This window comes from Paenarthrobacter sp. RAF54_2, assembly GCF_052113945.1.
In the GTDB taxonomy this organism is placed as follows: domain Bacteria; phylum Actinomycetota; class Actinomycetes; order Actinomycetales; family Micrococcaceae; genus Arthrobacter.
Genome location: NZ_JBFRDV010000004.1, coordinates 93741 through 113177, shown reverse-complemented (window position 1 = coordinate 113177; position 19437 = coordinate 93741). Strand labels below are relative to the sequence as shown.

Sequence of the window (19437 nt, the reverse complement as noted above, 5' to 3'; positions counted from 1 at the left end):
TCGATTGTGAACGGTCGGCTGCGTGCTTTCGCTCGCCGGGCTTCTGGTGGCAAGGAAGGTGGTGGCACTATTGGCTAATAGGTCGCATGCCCCAAGGTCGCGGCGCGGTCAGAAGGGGGACGTCTTGTCGAAGTTCTGGTTGTCCGCATACACCGGCGACGATAGAGGAGGGAAAATTGAGTCGGCTTGGAAGCGGGAGTTAGCAGACGGTTCGGCATCGGAGAATTTCTTGGACCTGTGTTGTCCACAGGCAGCGGTCGACCAAATAATGGCCTGTTTTGGTTCCTCGGGGCATTTGGTTGATGTACCGGGGGATCTTCGGACAACGGTCAGTCACAGCATCTATTTTGCGGCTGGCCATCCCAGTGGGCTGCGTGAACTGGTCTATCTATTGAAGGATGTGGTATCGATCCCTGCTCCTGTAGGCGTCGATTTTAGCGTTGCCCTCGACTGGTATAAGCACGTGGCGGAGGGTGTGGAGCCTCGGCTGTGGACAGACACTCCAATGGCGCAATGCATTCACTTCACCAAATACGCAACCTACCCCTCCGGAACTACTTCCCGTGCCAAGCGTGCGGAATTGCTGCGTCGACTTTCCCAGTTCATCCAGATTCACCCCCTGTACGCCGCAGCGCCTGTCATTACCTCTCCACCGGGCAGCGCAGCTGACGGACAGAGCTTTGCGGAACGCCTCGCGCAGGATGTCGCCGGGCAGGCCGGCAAGATCTACGTCGGCCAACGAGCTGCGGGTCCGAGACCTCAACAGAAGGGGGGCGTGAATCAAGATTTGTCAGAGGCCTTCGATATAAATGGAACCATGAGAGGTACGGTTATAGTCATAGACGATGTGTATCGAACTGGGGCCAGCATATCGGGAGCGGCCCTGGCGGCGAGACGTGGCGGTGCCTCCTCTGTTCTTGCCTTGGCCGCTGTGCGTACATTGAGGAACTAATGTCCATACAGTCACTGACGATAGCCCTAGCGGCATTTACCGTCCTTGGGTCGCCAGGCCGTATCACGAAAGCCCTCCAAGACGGCGGCCGGTCAGCAATCGTGCAGGCTAGCTCCCATTTGGATGCCGAGCGGCGTGCGGACTTGGAACATACGGCGCGCCGGCTGGCTGAGGACGGCATTCGAGTGGTCATTTTCGGGGACGCGGATTACCCGCGTTCCCTGGTAGCTCATGGCAAACCCATCGCGCCAATACTCTTCTATAAAGGAAACAGTGAGCTCTTTCATAGGCCGAGCATTGGTATGTGCGGCTCCCGCAATGTCACGGAGCTCGGGATGAAAGCAGCGCGGTCCTGCGGAGTAGAAGTTGCGCGCAACTCCATGGTTGTGGTTTCGGGATATGCCAAGGGAGTGGACACAGCCACGCACCTTGCTGCCCTTGACTCCGCCGGTGCAACCGTCATAGTCCTGGCAGAGGGGCTGGATCACTTCAGAATTAAACAGGACTTTAGGAATCATTTCGACTGGAAGCGCACCCTGGTTATCTCGCAGTTCCCTCCATCGCAGCCTTGGAAGGCCTTTTCGGCGATGGCTCGAAACGGCATTATATATGGGCTCGCACGGGCCTTGGTTGTAATCGAGGCCGGGGAGCGAGGAGGAACCTTGGCCGCTGGCGAGGGAGCGATGAAGCTCGGGCGTCCGGTACTTGTCCTCGATTTCGGTGACTCGACACCAGCCGGAAATTCAAAATTGCTGAGTCAGGGAGCACGTCCTGTCCACTCTGTCACAGACCTCAGGTTTGTATTGCGTGAGCTCCCTACCCAACGACCCGAGCCCGTTGCGGAGAAGCTTTTTTAGCTTGGGCTGCAATCGAGGACTCGTCTATGCGGACTCGAACTCAGCCCCAAGAATGTGGGCATTTATCTTGGTTCCACCTGCGCCTCAGAACATAGCGCTGGTCGAGTACCAGCTCCGGGTCTGCGTGCAGTGCAACCCGCGCTTGATCATGGTCGGCAGCAGATTTGGACTAGACGCTGCGGACCCGCTAGTCATTGATCCGGCAATTCTCGGCACGAGACTTTCCCTGGGATCATTTTTCAGGAGTCGTCTGCGCTGCGGTTGCTCGCCTTTGTCGGATTCTTCTGGGATATTTGTGAATTCGGGATCCCAAGAACCGCGGAGCCTCTGGTCGAGGGAATCTAGATGGGTGTGTCGGCAGATTCAGCGACATGGCACATCATGTGGCCACGAAAGAGGGCCCCAGGACTTGGTGGCGTAGCGAACAATTGACAAACAATGGGCACTGTCTGCAACTGTGTTGCGAAGATCTCTACACGGCGATAACCAGAACTTGTTTTTGCCATTTGCGGGCTATCCCCAGGCATCTTCGACGTCGGGGAGGCAGGAGATGAAAACACCGAAGTTCGGCGGTATAGGTCTGGGACTTCGAGAGCCTTGACCAACGGGCACCCTTGGACGAACACGCTGGCGAGACAACCTTTCTGTCTGAGCGGTTAACCCCGTGAGTAGTCGAAAACCGAGATTCGGAGTATGTCCGTGCCCGCGACCGAACCTATTGGTCGTGCCAGCAACTGTCACGGCTCAACGTTTCGGGCCCCTTGCTGCGTTGATGGACCGCGCATGCGCCTCAATATCTGGCCCCGTAAAGAGACGGTGGAATGCCTCGTCGAGCACTCTGGCGCCGTCCAACACCTCCATGGTGGTTAGGTCTGAGTCTTCGTGAGTCCCGGCGTTACCTAGCCACTTAACTGCGAAGAAAAGATCCGCGACCGACGGGCGGCCCGGGTCGGCGCGCCGCCATTCTTCAATTCGTTCGTGAGCCTTTCGAAACTTTCCGGTGCTATGGGTCACGGGGATGCCCTCAGCGGTCAAGAAGCACTCCACCGTGGCGCGGAGAGCGGTTGCGGCTAAGCCGGGATCAGCGAACATTACACGAGACGCGCGCAGAACACCTTCCCGCACTTCACTAGGCGCTGACACAGGGATCGGCATTATCAGCATCGGCGGGTGCAAGTGCGTCACGGTGTAGTAAGGGGAGTAGGAGGGACCCGTGAACTCGAAGTCGTCTTGGTTGGTTTTTTGGGAGTAATCCACGCTGTAGTCCCCCGTGCCATGCACCGCTTGCCGGCACTTCGGATTCTCACACTGCCCGCGGACGACGAACGTGCCGGATATCCACTCCGGATCGAATGCGGGGTGGTCACGGACCTCGGCTGAATCGTGATCTTCATCTTCGACGGGCGATGAAAAGCCGATGTAACCCGTCTGGCACTTCGGACAGGCGGGGCGAGGCCATGGCTGGCCCCCCTCGATAGGCTTGGCGAGTTCAGAAAGCGCGGCATCAACAGGCATATGCGGAGTATATGCCGACAGGCTGACTTTGCCCGAGGTTTCAGAATTGTCTGGATCTGTGTCCTTAAGCCGGTCCTCGTCCGGACCCTACGAGCGATCTAGCTTCGCTTCCCAAAAGGCTCGCCGCTCCGCCTTGGCAGCTCCCGTCAGAACCGCCCGCAAAACTGGCCCGTCAGAGTTCAGAAACGCCAAAGTCCGAGGCAAGCTCATCTGACACACCTGTGTTTTCACCGGTACTCAAAGATCTAACCGCTCAGTGGACTGCTTTAGCGGCCGTTGGCGAAGAGTCTGACGCAACGTACGTCGGCTCAGAATTATTGCTTACCAAGCGCAAATGGCCAGAGCTGGCGAGGCCAGGTATGTAGTCCCTGTTGTTGTGAGCCAAACTGACCGTCTAGCCGTTTCAGGCGGGACGAGCCAACCCGCAAGGCGTTGCCTGGAATGTAGGTGCCACTAACGACGATCCCGCGACCTGGTGGGAAGGCCGGGAGCAAAGGGGACCTTACCCCATCTGCACTTCTCCCCAGACAGCACTAATTATCGGTGCAGCTAGTTTCCGAAAATGACATCGGGGTCGGCTTCGCATAGTAGTGGTATCAAACGGCCTCTCACACCGATTGCCTCATCTAGAGGACCTCAGGATTTACGGCGTGCTTCCTCTGTGCGACACCGATACGAGGCGGTATGGCTGTTGCAAGTGGCCGGCTCGGAAACAAAGTTGCTTCAGCCCGGGGACATATGGCCTGCGACGTTGCGCGTTATTTCACCACAAATGAGGTACGATTGCACGCAACATCGAAAAGGGAGACAGATTGTGGCCGTGACTTCTATAGCTTCACGTTCTTGGGATGACGCGCGGCGCCTTCAGGACTTTGGCCTCAGTACTGAGCTCGTTCACAATGCCTTGGGGCCCGGCCTGAGCCGTGCAGTCAACAGGTCCTCAAAGGCCCTAAGCTCTACGCCGGGTATCGATATCTACAACGATGGCATGGAGCAACTCCACCAGCTTCTGTCGGAAGACGGCTGGTCCCTTGTCTACGTGGATCAGCAGCCACGCCTCCTCCATCCACAGGGGGTGCTTGCAATTACCGTAGCTGCAGGGAAGCACGTCGGGTTCGACAGTGTCCGGCAAAAGCCTAGGACTGGCCGCAAGGGGAAAGCCACCCGCAACTCGCTCGCCAAGCCGAAACAGCAGGACCCAATGCTGTTTGGTGAGCAAGATGTTCAGCAACAACTGGATTTGGAAGCGTCAGCCCGTTCGGCGCCGCTATGGTTTTTGCTTCATGAGCGGACGCCTCGGGGACTTCGTCTTGAGTTGTCGCGCCCAGGCGGGATGACACCGGGTGGCATCGTAAATGGTTGGGGAGATAGGATTGCTATTGCATTCCTAGATTTGGATGGCGACCTGTCCATCTTTAACACACCAGATGACGACGGGAGCATCACAGTCTCCGTCGAGCCGCTCTAAGGTTATCCTGCATGTTCAACCCAACACGGTTAAGGCTAGCTCGCCAACGAAAAGCGCTCACATTAACTAAACTTGCTGAACAGAGTGGCGTATCGCTGCGCTCCCTGACTAATTATGAAAATGGCAAGCTCGCACCAAACGATGAGAACCTGCAGAAACTGGCCAAGGCTTTATTTGTGCCGTCGGCATTCTTTGATCGGGATACATCGGAAGTTATACCCGTAGAGGCTGCGAGCTTCCGTAAGTTGAGCAAAACTACAGCGACGCGGCGCGACGCGGTCTTGGCCAATGCAAGCCTTGCGGTCGAATTTTTCGGCGTTCTAGAATCCAGGTTCAAGCTGCCCACAGCAGACGCGCCGACGTTAGATAAGCTCGCCCCCCAGCAAGCAGCCGAATTGGTACGTCAGAGGTGGTCGCTAGGAGACCGACCCATCGTCAACATGGTTCATCTCTTGGAGTCGAAAGGGGTTCGTGTTGCCGCTCTAAGCCACGACTACACGGATATCGACGCATTCTGTTTCATTCGAGACAGCAAACCCTACGTCTTCCTGAACACCTCTCGGTCTGCGGAACGTCAGCGCTTTGACGCAGCTCACGAGCTTGGTCACCTTGTACTACATAGCGAACAAGATATGGATCCGAGTACCTCCAAAGAGCGTGAATCCGAAGCGAATTCCTTCGCCGCGAGTTTCCTGATGCCTCGCACTGCGGTGTTGTCGCAATCTATGCGGGGCGCAAGTCTGGACCGTATCCTAGCCGCTCGCTCATTTTGGAAAGTCTCTGCGATGGCACTCACTCATCGGTTGCACGAGCTCAGCCTCCTCAGCGACTGGCAGTATCGGAGTCACTGCGTAACCTTATCCGAGCAAGGCTATCGATCCTCGGAGCCTGGCGGAATTACACCAGAGAGCTCTCAACTGCTACGGAAAGTCATGTTTGGCTCTGGCCTCAAAGTAAATGTCCGCGAGGCTGCGTTAGATTTAGATCTAAATCCAGAAGATATTCGAGAGTTTGTTCGAGGACTCATTCCCGTAGCAGCCTAGATCCCTAATGTAATCAGTTAAGGGTCATGTTGTGCACATTTTGCGGGGCCGTTTTTCATGAGGCCAGTTTGGCAGCAGCGCATAGTTATACTGAATCTCAGCCCTTCCGTTCATGTCAGTGCGTTTGATTCAAAGCGAATATTATGCAAAACCGATTTCGGCACAGCTGTCTTAACATCTCCCAGCTCGATCGATGCAACTTAACTGAAAGCCTGAGCCCCGGCCGTGGTTCTGTCGCTCCTCTGAGGCGGGCGGGCAAGCCGACTCGCAACGTTTCAATGTGACCCTTCTGCCGTCAAGAATTTTTACGCCGCTGTTCTATGGGGGCATTCCAAAAAAGAATAGGCGATTTGTTGTTCCATTCATTCGTGAATCTCCGGGCCGCCCGGGTTGGTTCTTCGTGGTCGGGTGCGAAGCAGGTTCCATCTCTTGAATGCTGAAGGGCACGTAGCCCTGTTGTGACGGATGCGCTCTCGCTTCATCTGCCGCCGCACATTTCAATCTGTCAGACTACTGCGTGGTCACGCATTCTGGCATTCGAAGAGTGCCGGGTCAGTACCGAAGCCCGCCTGGAAACGCTACCCATCCTAAACGGGCTTCTGCTGGTTCGCAGGGAAATACAGCCTCGGATGAGCGTCAACGAGTCCTAATGCCAGGGAATCGTAGCCATTAACTCGGCTCACGCCTGCCGAACTAAGGTCGCGGGTCACCAGCTGCGAGCCCCACGACCGAGACTTCATACTTGTCGCCGTCAAATTCTCCGTGGCCAAGAAGTTCCCACATGGCTTCGAAGTGCTCCCAATCCTGCGCTTGAATCTTGAGCCAGGGCTGCCCGTGCTCAGGCTCTCGTCGTTCGCGAACCGTGAAAGTGGAAAGCGACGGGCCGAGAATCGCGCTGCCGAGGTGTTGGAACTCGATGCCCGCGTCCTTCAGGGCTTCATCGCGCATTGCGAACGCTTGCTGGTCCACCTCAGCGTCATCGGCTCCTGCCAGCGGAAAGGCGATTTCCAGTATGAGAGCAGTGGTTTCCGTCGCTGTTGAAAAATCGTCAAAGCCGAGACGCACTGTGAAACCGGTTTCTTCAAGGGCTGATGTCGCAACGGCCACTTCAGAAGACCGCACTTCGATACTTATCTGGACTGTTCTCATTCACAGCACTCTAGGGCATACTTACTGGCGCAGTGAACGCTTGCGGCGGTTGCGTCTGTAACGCGTCTTGGATGGATGCGCCATGGTCGTGGACGTGGTTCGGGATGACCTGGCGCGAGGGCAAATAGACAAGATGAGCCTCTGCTAAGAGCTGAGGAGTCATTGCCGGTCGAGATCATGGACGGCAACATCACTCAGTGGACGCAAAGGATTTCCTGCCCCCAGTGAACCGGTCAGAACGCGATATCTGCACGCATCCTTTAGAGCTTTGAGTGTTTCTCGGATCGAAATCGCTGGCCACTTCCGCTGAGGAATGCTCGCCTCCACACTCGTTTGACCGGCTCCACTGGGGGTGGATTCGAATCTTCGCGACGGGCCGAAACGAAGAAGGCCATGCCGAAAGTACGTGTCGCAGCCATACTGACCTGGATTTACGCTGCGGCGTTCGGGATCCCGGCGATGCTAGTCAGCATCTACCTCCTCCAATATGGGTACCTGCCGACTTCGTGGACCTGATCCCGATGTACGCGGGTCCTTGGGACGGCATCGACGGCTGGCTAGGTAGGGGAGCTCACCTGTCCAATTTGCCATGCCCTTCGCAAACACCGACCTTCGCCCTAGCAAACCGATTGGAGGGAGGGTGGCCCGAGCGTAGAAAATTGAGGCGGAGTCCCTGCGGCTCGGCGGGTATCACTCAACTTCAGAGTGTGACGATCGTTTGGCGAGGCTTGGTCAATCCGGGCGATGAACTTGTTCAGCCACTCGATGGCGGGAGCGACATCAGGTACGACATCAAGGCCCTCGGCGGCCTCCGCGTACAGGGTCAGCCAGTCCGCGCCCTCTACAACTGCGGGAGGCCAGACATGAGCCTTTCGGTAGTCGAAAAGACGAACACAAGTGGCCCGGACCATCGCTAAGTCAAGCTGCTCGCGGGCGCCTAGGAGTTGCAGGTCTACGAGGTCTCGGGCGCGGTCGCTACCGGACACGGTGGACGCGTGTATTTTCTGGGCGATCTGGTGGTCTGCGGGCATTACCGCCACTGGATCTGGTGCGGGGAGGCCCGCAGAGGTGAACATTTCGCTGATGCTGGGCGCCAGAGCGAACTCAGGATCGTCAGCATCACCGATCTCGTTGTGACCGAGTTCGAAGGGCGCTGTGCACCACGGCTTCCCCTCGTAGTCGAGCTTCACATCGAATGGCTTCATCACGTACGACGAGGGAATTCCCTTGGGTTTCGGTGCTTTTCGCTCGGCCAGGCGTCCAGTAAAACCCCCCATCCTTCCCGAAGGCGCTCCTCGAAGTCGGCGCGGAATGTCGGCAGGCCTCCTGCGCGGGCGGCGTCAAGGTCGCGGGTGAACTTGTACTGGAGCCGTATCGCAGCGCCATCGCACTGCCACCTTTCACCGCACCCTCGGGAAGCATTTGTCCGATCACGACCAAAGCCATCGTCGTCCTCCGGCGAAGGGTGAGGTTTTCGTCTACCTCTAAGTTCTTCATTCTCTGGTTAAGAGCGGCGAGGTTACGAGGCGGGGTGTCATAGCTCATGCGGCGAGCTCCTTGCGCACACGGTTCCACTCAGCCGTAGTCAGCAGTCCCTCAGCGCGGGCCTTGACTGCCGCCTCTCGCAGTCGCGTGCTGGGGACCCGGCCCAGACATTCGAGGAGAGCCTCGCTGAGCTGCTGGGCGCGGATCCCGCGGTAGCGTGTTACCTTCGTTCCGCCCCGCGCCTGGGTGACCTTCATATAGGCGGGCATTGCACGGCGGACACGACGACCGGTGCCCACGGTGATCTTCGTAGGATTCACGTCCCCCAGGCCGAGGAAGGCGAGGACGGATTCTCCGCGGAGGTAGGCATCGTCTCCTGCGCGCAAGGTCGCTTCGGCGAACTGATCATCGTCCGTCGGAGGAATGTCGGTCATACGGTAGAGGCCGTATCCGACGTGATCGAGGCCGCCGCGGGCTGTGAGCTTTGGCAATTCCACGGCGGGCACGCCGACGCTCACTGCATCTGCGGTGGTGACATAGCCATGGTTGTCGTAGGCGATCCCACGCAGTACGTCTCGATAGGTTTTTCTCATGTCAAAAATCTACCGCAAACGGTATTGTTTTGCCATCCCACGGCGTGGTTGGAAAGGTCAGAACTATACCGAACGCGGTATTGTTTTGACATCGCACCGCTGGGATCAGTGATCAGCTGCAAAAGCAGTCCATTTACCCGTGCCCGCCCGCCCCCAACCCCGACCCAACAGCCGCAACAAAAGCATCCGTCTCCGCTGATCGCCGGCTCTTCAACCACAGCGCCGAAGTCCGCCAAGCCAGCGGGTCACCCACCAATGGCCGCCACACAATCCCCGGAGGCAAGGGAGTCCACGGCTCCTCATTGAAGTGCACGCCCCGGCCGGCCATGATCAGCCCGTGCGTGAAGTGCTGGTTCCGGGCATGAACGATAGCTGCAGGAAGATACCCAAAATCCCGGCACGTATGGAGGAACGAGTCGTACAACGTAGGGGCCATGTGCCGCGGGAAGATGATCAACGGATTCCCGGGCAGGTCGCCCAGCCGTACAGAATCCAAAGAGGCCAGTGGATGCGAAGCATTCAGCACCACCCCCAGGCCCCGGGAAAACACCGGTCCCGACTCGAAACCTACGCTGCTCAAAGGGTGACGGACCACCGCAACGTCCAGTTCGCCGTCGCGCAGTCGCTCCACTTGCTCAACGGTGGTGAGCTCGTGGAGGTTCAACAGAACATCAGGGGCAAGCGAGCTAAACGAAGAAACCATCGTGGACAGCGCCACGGGATTCGTATCCGGCGGGACCGCCGCTTGGAGGATGCCTGACGCTCCAGGCCGGATCCGCCGCATCGATTCCTGCGCCATGGCCATGTGATCCAAGACACCGCGCGCATGCTCCAGCAACAATGCGCCCGCCTCAGACAGCTCCACGCCAGTGCGCCGCCGATGAAACAGCTCCACCCCGAGTTCTTTCTCCAGGTCCTTGATCCGCTGCGAAAGCGGCGGCTGGGCCATGTGCAGACGCTGCGCTGCCCGGCCGAAATGAAGCTCCTCAGAGAGCACCACAAAGTACTTGAGATGGTGGAAGTCCATGCCGCACCATATCAGTTTGGTATCAGGACGAGTAGATATTGATGTTAGACGTGTCACATCCGCCGGTGATCAGATGGGACTCAAGAAGCCCCCACGAACCAAAGGAAACTCCCCAATGTCCCATGACGTCCTCTTCGAACAAACCGGCCCCACCGCCATCATCACCCTCAACCGCCCGGACAAGCTCAACGCCTGGACCGAAGCCATGCGCAGCGAACTCATCGACTACCTCGAAGGCCTCAAAGGCAACGACGAGGTCCGCACGGTGATCCTCACTGGCAGCGGCCGGGCGTTCTGCGCCGGACAGGACCTGGCCGAGACCGCCTCCATGAACCCTGAGGATCACGAGTCGGCGGAAGCCTGGATCGACGGCTTCGACCGCCTCTACCGCGCCGTCCGCGACCTCGACCAGATCACGATCGCGGCGGTCAACGGAGTCGCCGCCGGCTCCGGGTTCCAGTATTCGCTCCTCGCCGATCTCCGCGTCGGCGACTCCAAAGTCCGCATGGGCCAGCCCGAAGTCCTCTCCGGCATCCCCAGCATCACCGGCATCTGGGCCATGTGGAGCATCCTCGGCAAGTCCAAGACGTCCCAGTTCGTCCTCACCGGCGAACTCGTGGATGCTGCCGAAGCTCAGCGTCTGGGCCTCCTAAACTACTTGTCGGACGACGGCGGCGTGCTGGGCTACGCAAAGGATCTCGCCGCGCGTTTGAGCCTCCTTCCCCCGGGCGCCGTTCGCTTGACCAAGAACCGCCTGCGCAGCTTGGAAGACGACGACCTCAGCGACGCCATGGCAGAAGCCAAGCGTGTCCATCGCGAGGCCTACGGCACCGGGGAACCGCAGCGCGAAATGGCCCGATTCCTTGCCGGCCGCCGCTGAAAGGACGGGATAAAAACCATGACAACTACAGCAACCCAAGACCGCTACACCGAATTGCGGAACAGTCAGCGCTGGGAGGTTCCAGAGCTCTACAACATGGCCGTCGACGTCGCCGACCGTCACCCAAGGGACAAGCGCGCGCTCATCCTGGAGTCCGCCGTCGAGGGCCAACGCGAGGTGAGCTGGGGCGAAATCCAGGACCGTTCCCGGCAGATCGCCGCCATCGTGCAAAAAGCCGGCATCAAGAAGGGCGACCGCGTCGCCGTCCTGCTGCCGCAGCGTTCCGACACCCCGGCGGCGTACCTCGGTGTGCTCCGGACCGGTGCCGTCCTGGTCACGATGTCCTTGCTCTGGGCCGCGGAGCCCATCCGGTTCCGGTTGGAGGACAGCGGCGCGTCAGTGATCATCGCCGAGGAGTCTGCGAAGCACCTGTTCAAGGATTACGAAGGCACGTTCATCGACATCGACAGCCCAGACATCGCGGCCGCCGAAGCAGAATTCCAGGACGTCGAAACCAAAGCCAACGACCCCGCCCTGATCTTCTACACCTCGGGCACCACCGGCCGGGCGAAGGGAATCGTCCACGCCCACCGGACCCTCCTGGGCCACAACGAGTTCGAGTACTGCCACCAGATCGGCGACGGCGATGTTTTCTACGGTGCGGGTGATTGGGCATGGTCGCTGGCCAAGCTCATGGGACCGCTCCGGCTAGGCGCAACACACTTGGTTTTCCGGCCCAACGGCGGCTTCGACCCCGCAGCCCTGCTGGACAGCATGAGTCGCCACGGCGTCACCAGCGCTCTGGTCAACCCGACATTTCTGCGGAAGATGCGCGAGGAAGTGCCCGACGCCGGTACACGCTTCCCGCTGTCCCTGCGGACGGTTTGCTCGTCCAATGAGCCGCTGACGCCGGACCTGATCGCGTGGTTCGAAACGCAGTACCGGGTGACGCTGCTGGATTATTACGGTTCCACGGAGTCCTACCCGCTGTTGGGCAACTACCCAGATGTGCCGGTGAAGCCCGGCTCGATGGGCCGTCCACTTCCTGGATGGGAGGTCCGCCTGCTGGACGAAAACGAGCAGGAAGTCCCCGTCGGTGAGACCGGCGAGATCTGCCTCCGGGCACGCTCCAACCCCCAATTTCCCTTGGGATACTGGAACATGCCGGAGGCGTCCGCCAGCGCATTCGGGGGCGGCTGGTACCACACCAAGGACCAAGCCTACGCAGACGACGACGGCTATTTCTGGTTCCTGGGGAGGACCGACGACGTCATCAAAACGTCCGGCTACCGGGTGGGGCCCTATGAGCTGGAGGCAGTCATTCGCGAACTCGATCCCGTGCGGGACGTGTCCGTCACAGGCGTGCCCGACGAGCTCCGCGGCCAGTCCATCAAGGCCTGGATCGAACTGATGCCCGGTCACTCTGGGGGAGCGGAACTGAGCGAAACCATCGTGGCGCACGTGAAGAAGAACTTCTCCCGCTTCGCTTACCCGCGATTCATTGAATACGTCACCGCGTTGCCGAAGTCGGCCACCGGAAAAGTCCAGCGGGCCCAGCTCCGCGAACTCCCACACGTTGTAGCCTCTCCCCACCTCGAAGGACAACAATCATGAATACGATGACCGAGAAAGTTGCTGAAACTGAGTCTTCCCCCCGGCGCAGCCTGAAACGCGTCGCCGCGGCAGCCGCCGTCGGAAATTTCGTCGAATGGTTCGACTCCGCGGCTTATGCAGTCATGTCCGTCACCATCGCCAAGCTCTTCTTCCCCGATTACTCCACGACGGCGTCACTTCTGGCCGTGTGGGCGATCTTCGCCGGCGGCTTCATCGCGAGGCCGCTCGGGGCGGCTTTCTTTGGACGCTACGGTGACCGGATTGGGCGGAACAAGATGCTCGGCCTGTGCGTGGTGATCATGAGCGCGGCGACGTTCTGCATTGGCATCCTGCCGACGTTTGCGGTGATCGGTGTGTGGGCTCCGATCCTGCTGTTCCTGTTTCGCGCTGTGCAGGGCTTCACAACTGGTGGTGAGTACACGGGGTCGTCGGCGTTCATAGTGGAATACGCCCCGGAAGGTAAGCGCGCGACCTACGCCAGCATAATCCCGGCCACTGTTGGTCTGGCTTCCGTAGCGGGTGCGCTGCTGGGAGCAGCCATCACCGCGACCTTGAGCACCGCCGCCCTTCAAGCTTGGGGCTGGCGCATCCCATTCCTTCTCGCTGCGCCGCTGGGTCTGATCGGTTTGTACATTCGGTCCAGAGTGGACGACACCCCCGTTTTCCGTGGTTTGGAGAAGAAGGGCAACGTGGCTAAGAAGCCGCTGGGTGATGCAATTCGTCTCTGCGCCCGGCAGATCTTCACGCTCTTCGGATACAGCATCACAAACGCCATCGCTTACTACCTGATGAGCAGCTACATGATTGCGTACATGACCTCAAGCCTTCATTACTCCAGTACGGAGTCGATGATCACGAGTGTGATTACGATGCTCGTGTACACGGCGGTCTGCCCTCTGGCGGCGCGTGCCAGTGACCGCTACGGACGCAAACGGATGCTGCTGGTGGCGTGTGTGGGATTCGTCGTCATGACGATTCCGGCCTTCTCGATCATGCCACTGGGACTTGGTTTCGCAATCCTGGGCACGAGCATCTTAGGCGCCTTGGTCGCCGTGATCGGTACGTCCAATGTGCCGGCTTTGGTGGAGATGTTCCCTTCGTCCGTGCGTGCCTCGGGTTCCGCGATTGGGTACACGCTGGCATACGTGCTGTTCGGCGGGACCGCGCCGTTCGTTGCTACCGGGCTCGTAGCGGGCTTCGGGACGCCGCTCGCTCCCGCCTTCTACTTGATGGGTATGGCTTTCGTGTCGGCCGTGGTTGTTGTTCTGTTCTTCCGCGAGACGAAGGATCTGTCGCTTTCGCGGACGACGGTTTTGTAGGTCTTCATGGGCGAAGGCCCCTGCCGCTCAGTTTGCTGACTGACGGTGGGGGCTTTTGCACATACTGCCAAGGCCAACTTCGTGGATTAGGCTTCAGTAATTCTGTGGTGCTCAACAGGCGGGGTTTGCATGGGCGAAACGCTCAGGCTTCTCAGACCCACGAGTTCCCCGCCACGGCACGGAGAACATTTACAAATGCGCCGGCTGCAAGGACGACGAACCCGACCCACCTTGCGTAGTGAAGTTTGTTGCTACCAAGAGACATGACAGTGACAAGGAGCCAAGCCACGGATGCGCTCCAGATTCCAGCAAAAAAGGTGTAGACAGCCCATATGCCAGTGAAACCTGGATTTAGGTTTAAGGCAGCATCGGCGATCGCGACCGGAACGGCCGTTGCCGCGCCGCAAGCCATCATCACAGGGAGTTGCAGCGCCAACCGCAGCCTTCCAGAAATAAATCTGTAGGCCGGAAACCAAATCAGAACTGCGGCAACAAGGGCAACTATCGAACCTTGGAATCCCGCGACAGCAACTGCGGTTAGGACTTCCTGCCCACTCGTGGATGACCCCCGTGAAGCGGAGGAACCGGTGACGACTACTAGTGCACCGAGAAAAGTCCCAATGATCACAGCACCCAAGAAGGACAGCAAGTTGACCTGCTCTTTGCCCGTATCCACCTTAACCATCGCCGTCACTAGGCTCGACTAGTACGAACGGGCGTAGTTGATGGTCTGGGTGCCGCAAAGGCCGACTAGGCAGTGGAAGCCCGTGTTGCCGAGTTGGAACACATTCAACCATTGCTCAGTGCCTGCCGTGGTATTGAACCTCGCCCAACCTTCATGTGCTGGCGCCTGCTGCCTGTTGCCGACCACCTCGACTAGTCCGGAACGATAGAACCGTACGATTACGCTGTAGGAGATTGAGCCCCCGTAGTTGACATCCCAGAGCTTGCAGTGCGGGTTGGAGGCGTCGTGCTTAAATCTGACCTGCGCGTATGAACCAGCGGACTGGCCGTTTTGGAAGAGCATGTTTGAAGTGCTGGCGTATGATGTGGCGACAACTTGATTGTTCTTGTATGTCACGCTTTTTCCAACGTTCTTCGCAAGAACGAGTTTCTCACCGTCAGGATTTTGCCAGTTCACATTTGCCCACATCATTGTCCGGTAATCAGGAGAATCGTATGGTGCGTTTATCGGGGGAGACCGGAACCCGCGGTTGTCGCCTCCAAATGTGTAACGTGAATCGGCATAGTTGCACATAGAAGCATTGACTCTCGCTGGCGGGATGAATGTTTTGTATTGAAAAGCTGTCCCATATGCCTGGTAAGTCATCGGCGTAACTGCTTGGCCATCCTTCGAGAGCGTTCTAAGTGTGAAGGTCTTGCGCGATTCTTCGCCACTGCCGCCGATGTCAACAGGTGTCACCACAGTGAATGTGTAGTCTGTCAATGGTGTCAAGTTGTTAGTGGAAAACTTTCCTCGGCTCACGTACTGGAAGAACTTGCCATTGAGATAGACCTCTGACTTGGTCGCCTCGTTCGGCGTCTCCCATGCAAGGCTAGCGGTAGTCGGAGTTACAGCCCAAGCCGAGACGGGCTTCATAGTCGAGGTGTCAAATTTGAGTTCCGATGCGCTTAGAGTCTCGACTTCAACCTCAGGTGCGTCACTGAGCTGACGGTCGTCGCCCAGTTTGGGTTTCCCGTTGATGCCAGCCATGGAACCTCCGCCTGTAGCTGCCGGACCCATTGGGGGAGCTTTTTGGATGACAATCTTGACGGGCGATTTATGTCTGGTTGCGCCCAGGACTACTCGCTCACCTTCATCGGCGTCATCGGAGACGATATCGATCTTCTTCTTGTTTAGATCGGTGAAATGAGAAGTTTGTTTTAAGTCTAACAAAATTCCCGGCTCTAATTCGTCGGCCGCTGCCGGACCAATCGAAAGCAAACAGCCCCCTGCCGTTATCAATACTACCCAAGTGGAAGTCCACTTTCTGAGCATACTTTGCTTGGAGCTCCTCATTGCTCATCCCCGTTTCGTTGTTGACCAAGGTGGTCTGTGGCTGACAGCTAATGCGGTGTCTGCCGCCGCTAGTAGTCCCGCTGCGGTTAGGGACAAAACCTCATATGTGACTCATCTGCCGAAGAGTACGAGCTTCAGAATGCAACACAATTCCAGTACTAGGTGCCGAATTCGGGAGAAATGAGTGCTGACAACAGCCGTCTAGGTACTTAATGGGCCCGAAATAGGTGTTGCTGAGCGTTCCTCTAGGTATTGGCGGCCCTAATGGAGCACTACCCATGAGGCGCGGCGCTACGCAAATCATCGACTAAGCGCTCGATCCGTCTTGCTGATCCGCCCATCGGTAAGCAGTAGGGTAAGCCGGACCCGCCATCGAATAGCCCGAGTCGGGAGCTAAGGCAGCCGCCTTGCAGCCTTCGTTGTCAGGTGTAGCTTTCGCCTATGCATGGGATTCAGTTGGCAAGTGTTATCCGCGTGCCAACAATGTTGGATGCTAAGTCAAATCGATAGCTAAATTGCCTATGCCTGCCGTAGCCCATCCAGTAGGGTCCTTGGATGGGGAAAACAAGATGGTCCGTCGGGCTCACACTAACTGCGGTGTCAGCTCTCGCCGTGGCGGGCTGCGGGGCGCCAGCAACAGTCCGAAGTGAGTCGACCTCTCCCCCTCCCACAGCAGCCTGCCCCAGCGCCGGCACTGAGCCCATGCCGGACGGGAACTGCGCGTTCTACGACGGTGACGCAGCGATGGCCGCGAACGAGACCTATCGCCAGCGAAGGTCCTTATCCCCGGAGGTGAAGATGCTGCTGGAGGGATACATCGAGCCGGCGCGCGCGGCCCTCACGTCATTGGGCACGCAAGCGAACCCAGCGAAGGTGAGTCAGGCCCTTGAATCTGTAGGTCTGAACAAAAGTGAGATTCAGACAGACGATATCGGCAGCGGCGTCAGATTCGGAGCTGCAGCGCCAAGCGGTGGTTGCGTCCATGGATACGTTTCGCTCGAGGGCGAGGTGGGCATCGCCCTAGGTGGAAGCATTATGGACGGCGGTTGTCTCGAGATGATCGGGCATTGATTCCCACCACCTAGACCACCTTTCCCCACCACCTAGATAGCGCCACGCAGCACCTATCTTTGGGGCTTTCCACCACCTAGTTTCAAATTCCTCCACCATGGCACCCATTCCGGCCCATAGCTTCGTCTCAAGAACGAAGGACTATTGGGGGTTGGGGAATTGACGTTTAGTCAGCAGCAGACCATTGCCGCAGCAGTGGATCAGTGGATTACCGGCATGCCAGGGCGCATCGCAGGCCACGTCATTTTCGTCGAGAATCCCGAGCACATCGACTCCGCGAAGACGCTGGTCACTGAGGGCTCAGTCATCCTTGCTCTCAACGGGGACAAGGACGACGAAGCCATCACAACCGTGTCCGGCTCGTTCGACGCCGCCGGGGAAGAACTCCTGGTAGACGGCACACTCAGCCTGGAAATCCAGGACTACGTGGCCATTCCTTTCGTCAATCTGGTGGGCGTAACAGTGGTCAGGATGACCACGAGCGAGGACTGGCAGGCCTTCTTTGACGATGCTGAAGAAGCCCGGCGTTCGGGACATTTCGTCCGGCAGCTGACTGAAGCGAATGCTGTTCTGTCCGAGCGTGCCTTGCTCGCAGGGATCGAACACAAGGACATTTCACTGGCAAGGCTTCACATCACGTCGGATGGAAGAATACTCAGCGGCCCCTATGGAGCAGAAATTGGCCGGGTCGGCGATGCGATTGAAGACCTTCACACAAGGTCATTGGGCCCCGGATCAGCCATGGCCAACTGCAACGTAGACGTAGAGGCCATCACAGCCAACCCGTGGATTCCGCGCTACCTTGCCGCCTTGGATGCGTGGAAGTTCATTCCCCGTGAAGCCCGCGAGACCACCAGTTTCGTCGGCTTCGGAGCCGGCCTCCTCAACGCAGCATCGGGGATCCCTTCGGCTTCCGCTCCCTTCATCGTCCAACGGGCAGGGGAATACAGGCTGCTGGACACCAAGTCGGGTCGCGTCTTCAAGATTGGGGTTGATGCCGCCACCATCATCGAAGCCGTCTCCAACTTCCGGGATGTGAGCGCTGCTGCCACGGCCATAGCGCCAGCACTCAACGTCTCAGACGCCGTAGCCACAGGATCCGTGACCGCAGTCCTGAATCAATTCGAGCAGCTCGGCATCGAGCTCATCGGCACAAACCGATGACCGCACCCCTAAAACCCCGGACGCAGCTCCCACTCTGGGTCCCGCTGGTAAGCCAACATGATTTCGAGGCAGCAAGCTACACAGCGGTGAGTGCCGGAGGCGTCCACGTCACCTTCGAAGACGGACGACGGCGGCTCTGCGCGAAGAGCGGCCTATGGAACGCGAACCTCGGATACGGCAACGCAAAAATAGCGGAGTCAATAGCCAAAGAACTCGAAACAGCGTCCTACCTCCCGCTCTTCCGGACTGCGCACAGTAAGGCAATCGAGGCCTCAAAGGCCCTCCTTGAATTGCCCCATCATCAATTCGAGCGCGTCCTCTTCTCCACCTCCGGAGGTGCCGCCAACGACGCCGTCATGAAGCTCGCCCGTCACTACTTCGTCCTGGACAAACAACCCGAACGCAAACTCGTCGTCGGGTTAAGCGGGAGCTACCACGGGCTCACGTACGGAAGCCAGGCACTCAGCGGCGACGAGCTCGGCCAAGCCGTCTATGGCGTGGACAGGCGCAACATCCGGCATGTCCGGTTCGACGACGGCGGCGCCGAGCTGGCTCATCTCATGCAACGGGAGGGGCATCGCATCGCGGCGGTCATCGTAGAGCCCGTCCTTGGTTCGGGGGCCGAAGCCGTACCGGTCGCTTTCGTGACCGCACTCCTCAAGCACCGGGAGGAGCATGGGTTCCTTGTTGTGGCTGACGAAGTCGCCACCGGATTCGGCCGTATTAAAGGGTGGTTTGCTTCAGATGAGTGGCGGGAAGCCCCGGACGTCATTGTTACTTCCAAGGGACTGACCAACGGCACCAGCGCATGCGCCGCCCTTCTTATCGGCCAGCGCGTAACCCAGCTCTTTGATAAGAACGAGGCCGTCTTTGTCCACGGCGAAACCCAGGCCGGAACACCAGCAACCTGCGCTGCCATTCTCAGCACGATCTCCGAGATGAGGAGGCTGGATCACACCACCCTGACCCAGCGGGTCTCAGAGGGCGTCAACAAGCTCATTGCCAAACTCCAGGGCGTTCCAGGCGTCGGCGAGTCCTCAGGACGCAGCTGTATGAGGGGCATCCTGCTGCGAGCCAAAAGTGGATCACCCCTTTCTCCGAACGGTGTCCTCGCCATCGTGCGGCGGATCCATCAAGCCGGAGCTATCGTGCAGCCTGGGCCAAGCCGGATCCAACTCCTGCCAGCACTGACCTATACACAGGAGAACTTCGAGGAACTGCACGCCGCCATCGTCCACGGTCTGGCAAAAGCAGAACGCGACGGAGTTTTCGCATGATTG

The 19437-nt window shown here is 58.5% G+C and carries 16 protein-coding genes; 10 read left to right on the top strand and 6 right to left on the bottom strand.

Annotation, left to right across the window (positions count from 1 at the left end; translation table 11 throughout):
* Positions 1–124 precede the first annotated feature (124 nt).
* Entirely contained in the window at positions 125–952 is an 828-nt protein-coding gene (locus tag AB4Y87_RS04630; protein ID WP_442003261.1) for a hypothetical protein, read from the top strand.
* Positions 952–1809 carry a DNA-processing protein DprA gene (locus tag AB4Y87_RS04625; protein WP_442003260.1) on the top strand — a complete coding sequence of 286 codons (858 nt, stop codon included), beginning with the start codon at positions 952–954 and terminating at the stop codon, positions 1807–1809. The genes AB4Y87_RS04630 and AB4Y87_RS04625 overlap by 1 nt, the downstream gene beginning before the upstream one ends.
* 744 nt (positions 1810–2553) lie before the next feature.
* On the opposite strand, the gene AB4Y87_RS04620 is transcribed toward AB4Y87_RS04625, so the two are convergent.
* Positions 2554–3324 carry a DUF4145 domain-containing protein gene (locus AB4Y87_RS04620; RefSeq protein ID WP_442003259.1) on the bottom strand — a complete coding sequence of 257 codons (771 nt, stop codon included), beginning with the start codon at positions 3322–3324 and terminating at the stop codon, positions 2554–2556.
* A 988-nt stretch (positions 3325–4312) separates the two neighbouring features.
* On the opposite strand from AB4Y87_RS04620, the gene AB4Y87_RS04615 reads away from it, so the two are divergent.
* The gene (locus AB4Y87_RS04615) at positions 4313–4792 is read left to right on the top strand and encodes a hypothetical protein (protein WP_442003258.1); all 480 of its coding nucleotides are present in this window, start codon (positions 4313–4315) and stop codon (positions 4790–4792) included.
* 11 nt (positions 4793–4803) lie between these two features.
* Positions 4804–5835, top strand: a complete 1032-nt coding sequence (locus AB4Y87_RS04610) for an ImmA/IrrE family metallo-endopeptidase (protein ID WP_442003257.1) — start codon at positions 4804–4806, stop codon at positions 5833–5835.
* A 693-nt stretch (positions 5836–6528) separates the two neighbouring features.
* Here AB4Y87_RS04610 and AB4Y87_RS04605 read toward each other — a convergent pair.
* From AB4Y87_RS04605 to AB4Y87_RS04590, 4 genes are all read right to left on the bottom strand, one after another.
* A complete protein-coding gene (locus AB4Y87_RS04605) occupies positions 6529–6984 on the bottom strand; it encodes a hypothetical protein (RefSeq protein ID WP_442003256.1) in 456 nt (151 codons plus the stop codon).
* 617 nt (positions 6985–7601) lie between these two features.
* A complete protein-coding gene (locus AB4Y87_RS04600; RefSeq protein WP_442003255.1) occupies positions 7602–8261 on the bottom strand; it encodes a nucleotidyl transferase AbiEii/AbiGii toxin family protein in 660 nt (219 codons plus the stop codon).
* Between the two features lie 264 nt (positions 8262–8525).
* On the bottom strand, positions 8526–9062 hold the full coding sequence (locus AB4Y87_RS04595) for a type IV toxin-antitoxin system AbiEi family antitoxin domain-containing protein (RefSeq protein WP_442003254.1): 537 nt from the start codon (positions 9060–9062) through the stop codon (positions 8526–8528).
* A gap of 133 nt (positions 9063–9195) precedes the next feature.
* Entirely contained in the window at positions 9196–10089 is an 894-nt protein-coding gene (locus AB4Y87_RS04590) for a LysR substrate-binding domain-containing protein (protein ID WP_442003253.1), read from the bottom strand.
* A 115-nt stretch (positions 10090–10204) separates the two neighbouring features.
* Between AB4Y87_RS04590 and AB4Y87_RS04585 the strand changes: the two genes are divergently transcribed.
* Genes AB4Y87_RS04585 through AB4Y87_RS04575 form a run of 3 tightly spaced genes read left to right on the top strand, consistent with a single transcriptional unit; the run spans position 10205 to position 13902 of the window.
* Positions 10205–10969 carry an enoyl-CoA hydratase/isomerase family protein gene (locus tag AB4Y87_RS04585; protein WP_442003252.1) on the top strand — a complete coding sequence of 255 codons (765 nt, stop codon included), beginning with the start codon at positions 10205–10207 and terminating at the stop codon, positions 10967–10969.
* Between the two features lie 18 nt (positions 10970–10987).
* Positions 10988–12583, top strand: coding sequence for an acyl-CoA synthetase (locus AB4Y87_RS04580; RefSeq protein ID WP_442003251.1), 1596 nt, complete (start codon positions 10988–10990; stop codon positions 12581–12583).
* Positions 12580–13902, top strand: a complete 1323-nt coding sequence (locus AB4Y87_RS04575; protein WP_442003250.1) for an MFS transporter — start codon at positions 12580–12582, stop codon at positions 13900–13902. The genes AB4Y87_RS04580 and AB4Y87_RS04575 overlap by 4 nt, the downstream gene beginning before the upstream one ends.
* A 703-nt stretch (positions 13903–14605) precedes the next feature.
* Here AB4Y87_RS04575 and AB4Y87_RS04570 read toward each other — a convergent pair.
* Positions 14606–15847, bottom strand: coding sequence for a hypothetical protein (locus tag AB4Y87_RS04570; RefSeq protein ID WP_442003249.1), 1242 nt, complete (start codon positions 15845–15847; stop codon positions 14606–14608).
* Positions 15848–16477: 630 nt separating this feature from the next.
* Here AB4Y87_RS04570 and AB4Y87_RS04565 point away from each other — a divergent pair.
* The 3 genes from AB4Y87_RS04565 (at position 16478) to mpaD (ending at position 19434) form a co-directional block, all read left to right on the top strand.
* On the top strand, positions 16478–16993 hold the full coding sequence (locus tag AB4Y87_RS04565) for a hypothetical protein (RefSeq protein ID WP_442003248.1): 516 nt from the start codon (positions 16478–16480) through the stop codon (positions 16991–16993).
* 159 nt (positions 16994–17152) lie between these two features.
* The gene (mpaB, locus tag AB4Y87_RS04560) at positions 17153–18157 is read left to right on the top strand and encodes a daptide biosynthesis RiPP recognition protein (RefSeq protein ID WP_442003247.1); all 1005 of its coding nucleotides are present in this window, start codon (positions 17153–17155) and stop codon (positions 18155–18157) included.
* On the top strand, positions 18154–19434 hold the full coding sequence (mpaD, locus tag AB4Y87_RS04555) for a daptide-type RiPP biosynthesis aminotransferase (RefSeq protein WP_442003246.1): 1281 nt from the start codon (positions 18154–18156) through the stop codon (positions 19432–19434). Before mpaB ends, mpaD begins: the two co-directional genes overlap by 4 nt.
* The last annotated feature ends 3 nt before the right edge of the window (positions 19435–19437 follow it).

Coding starts and splice junctions, on each gene's coding strand:
- AB4Y87_RS04625 (WP_442003260.1), top strand. CDS start 952: ATGTCCATACAGTCACTGACGATAGCCCTAGCGGCATTTACCGTCCTT.
- AB4Y87_RS04620 (WP_442003259.1), bottom strand. CDS start 3,324: ATGCCTGTTGATGCCGCGCTTTCTGAACTCGCCAAGCCTATCGAGGGG.
- AB4Y87_RS04615 (WP_442003258.1), top strand. CDS start 4,313: ATGGAGCAACTCCACCAGCTTCTGTCGGAAGACGGCTGGTCCCTTGTC.
- AB4Y87_RS04610 (WP_442003257.1), top strand. CDS start 4,804: ATGTTCAACCCAACACGGTTAAGGCTAGCTCGCCAACGAAAAGCGCTC.
- AB4Y87_RS04605 (WP_442003256.1), bottom strand. CDS start 6,984: ATGAGAACAGTCCAGATAAGTATCGAAGTGCGGTCTTCTGAAGTGGCC.
- AB4Y87_RS04600 (WP_442003255.1), bottom strand. CDS start 8,261: ATGGGGGGTTTTACTGGACGCCTGGCCGAGCGAAAAGCACCGAAACCC.
- AB4Y87_RS04595 (WP_442003254.1), bottom strand. CDS start 9,062: ATGAGAAAAACCTATCGAGACGTACTGCGTGGGATCGCCTACGACAAC.
- AB4Y87_RS04590 (WP_442003253.1), bottom strand. CDS start 10,089: ATGGACTTCCACCATCTCAAGTACTTTGTGGTGCTCTCTGAGGAGCTT.
- AB4Y87_RS04585 (WP_442003252.1), top strand. CDS start 10,205: ATGTCCCATGACGTCCTCTTCGAACAAACCGGCCCCACCGCCATCATC.
- AB4Y87_RS04580 (WP_442003251.1), top strand. CDS start 10,988: ATGACAACTACAGCAACCCAAGACCGCTACACCGAATTGCGGAACAGT.
- AB4Y87_RS04575 (WP_442003250.1), top strand. CDS start 12,580: ATGAATACGATGACCGAGAAAGTTGCTGAAACTGAGTCTTCCCCCCGG.
- AB4Y87_RS04565 (WP_442003248.1), top strand. CDS start 16,478: ATGGGGAAAACAAGATGGTCCGTCGGGCTCACACTAACTGCGGTGTCA.
- mpaD (WP_442003246.1), top strand. CDS start 18,154: ATGACCGCACCCCTAAAACCCCGGACGCAGCTCCCACTCTGGGTCCCG.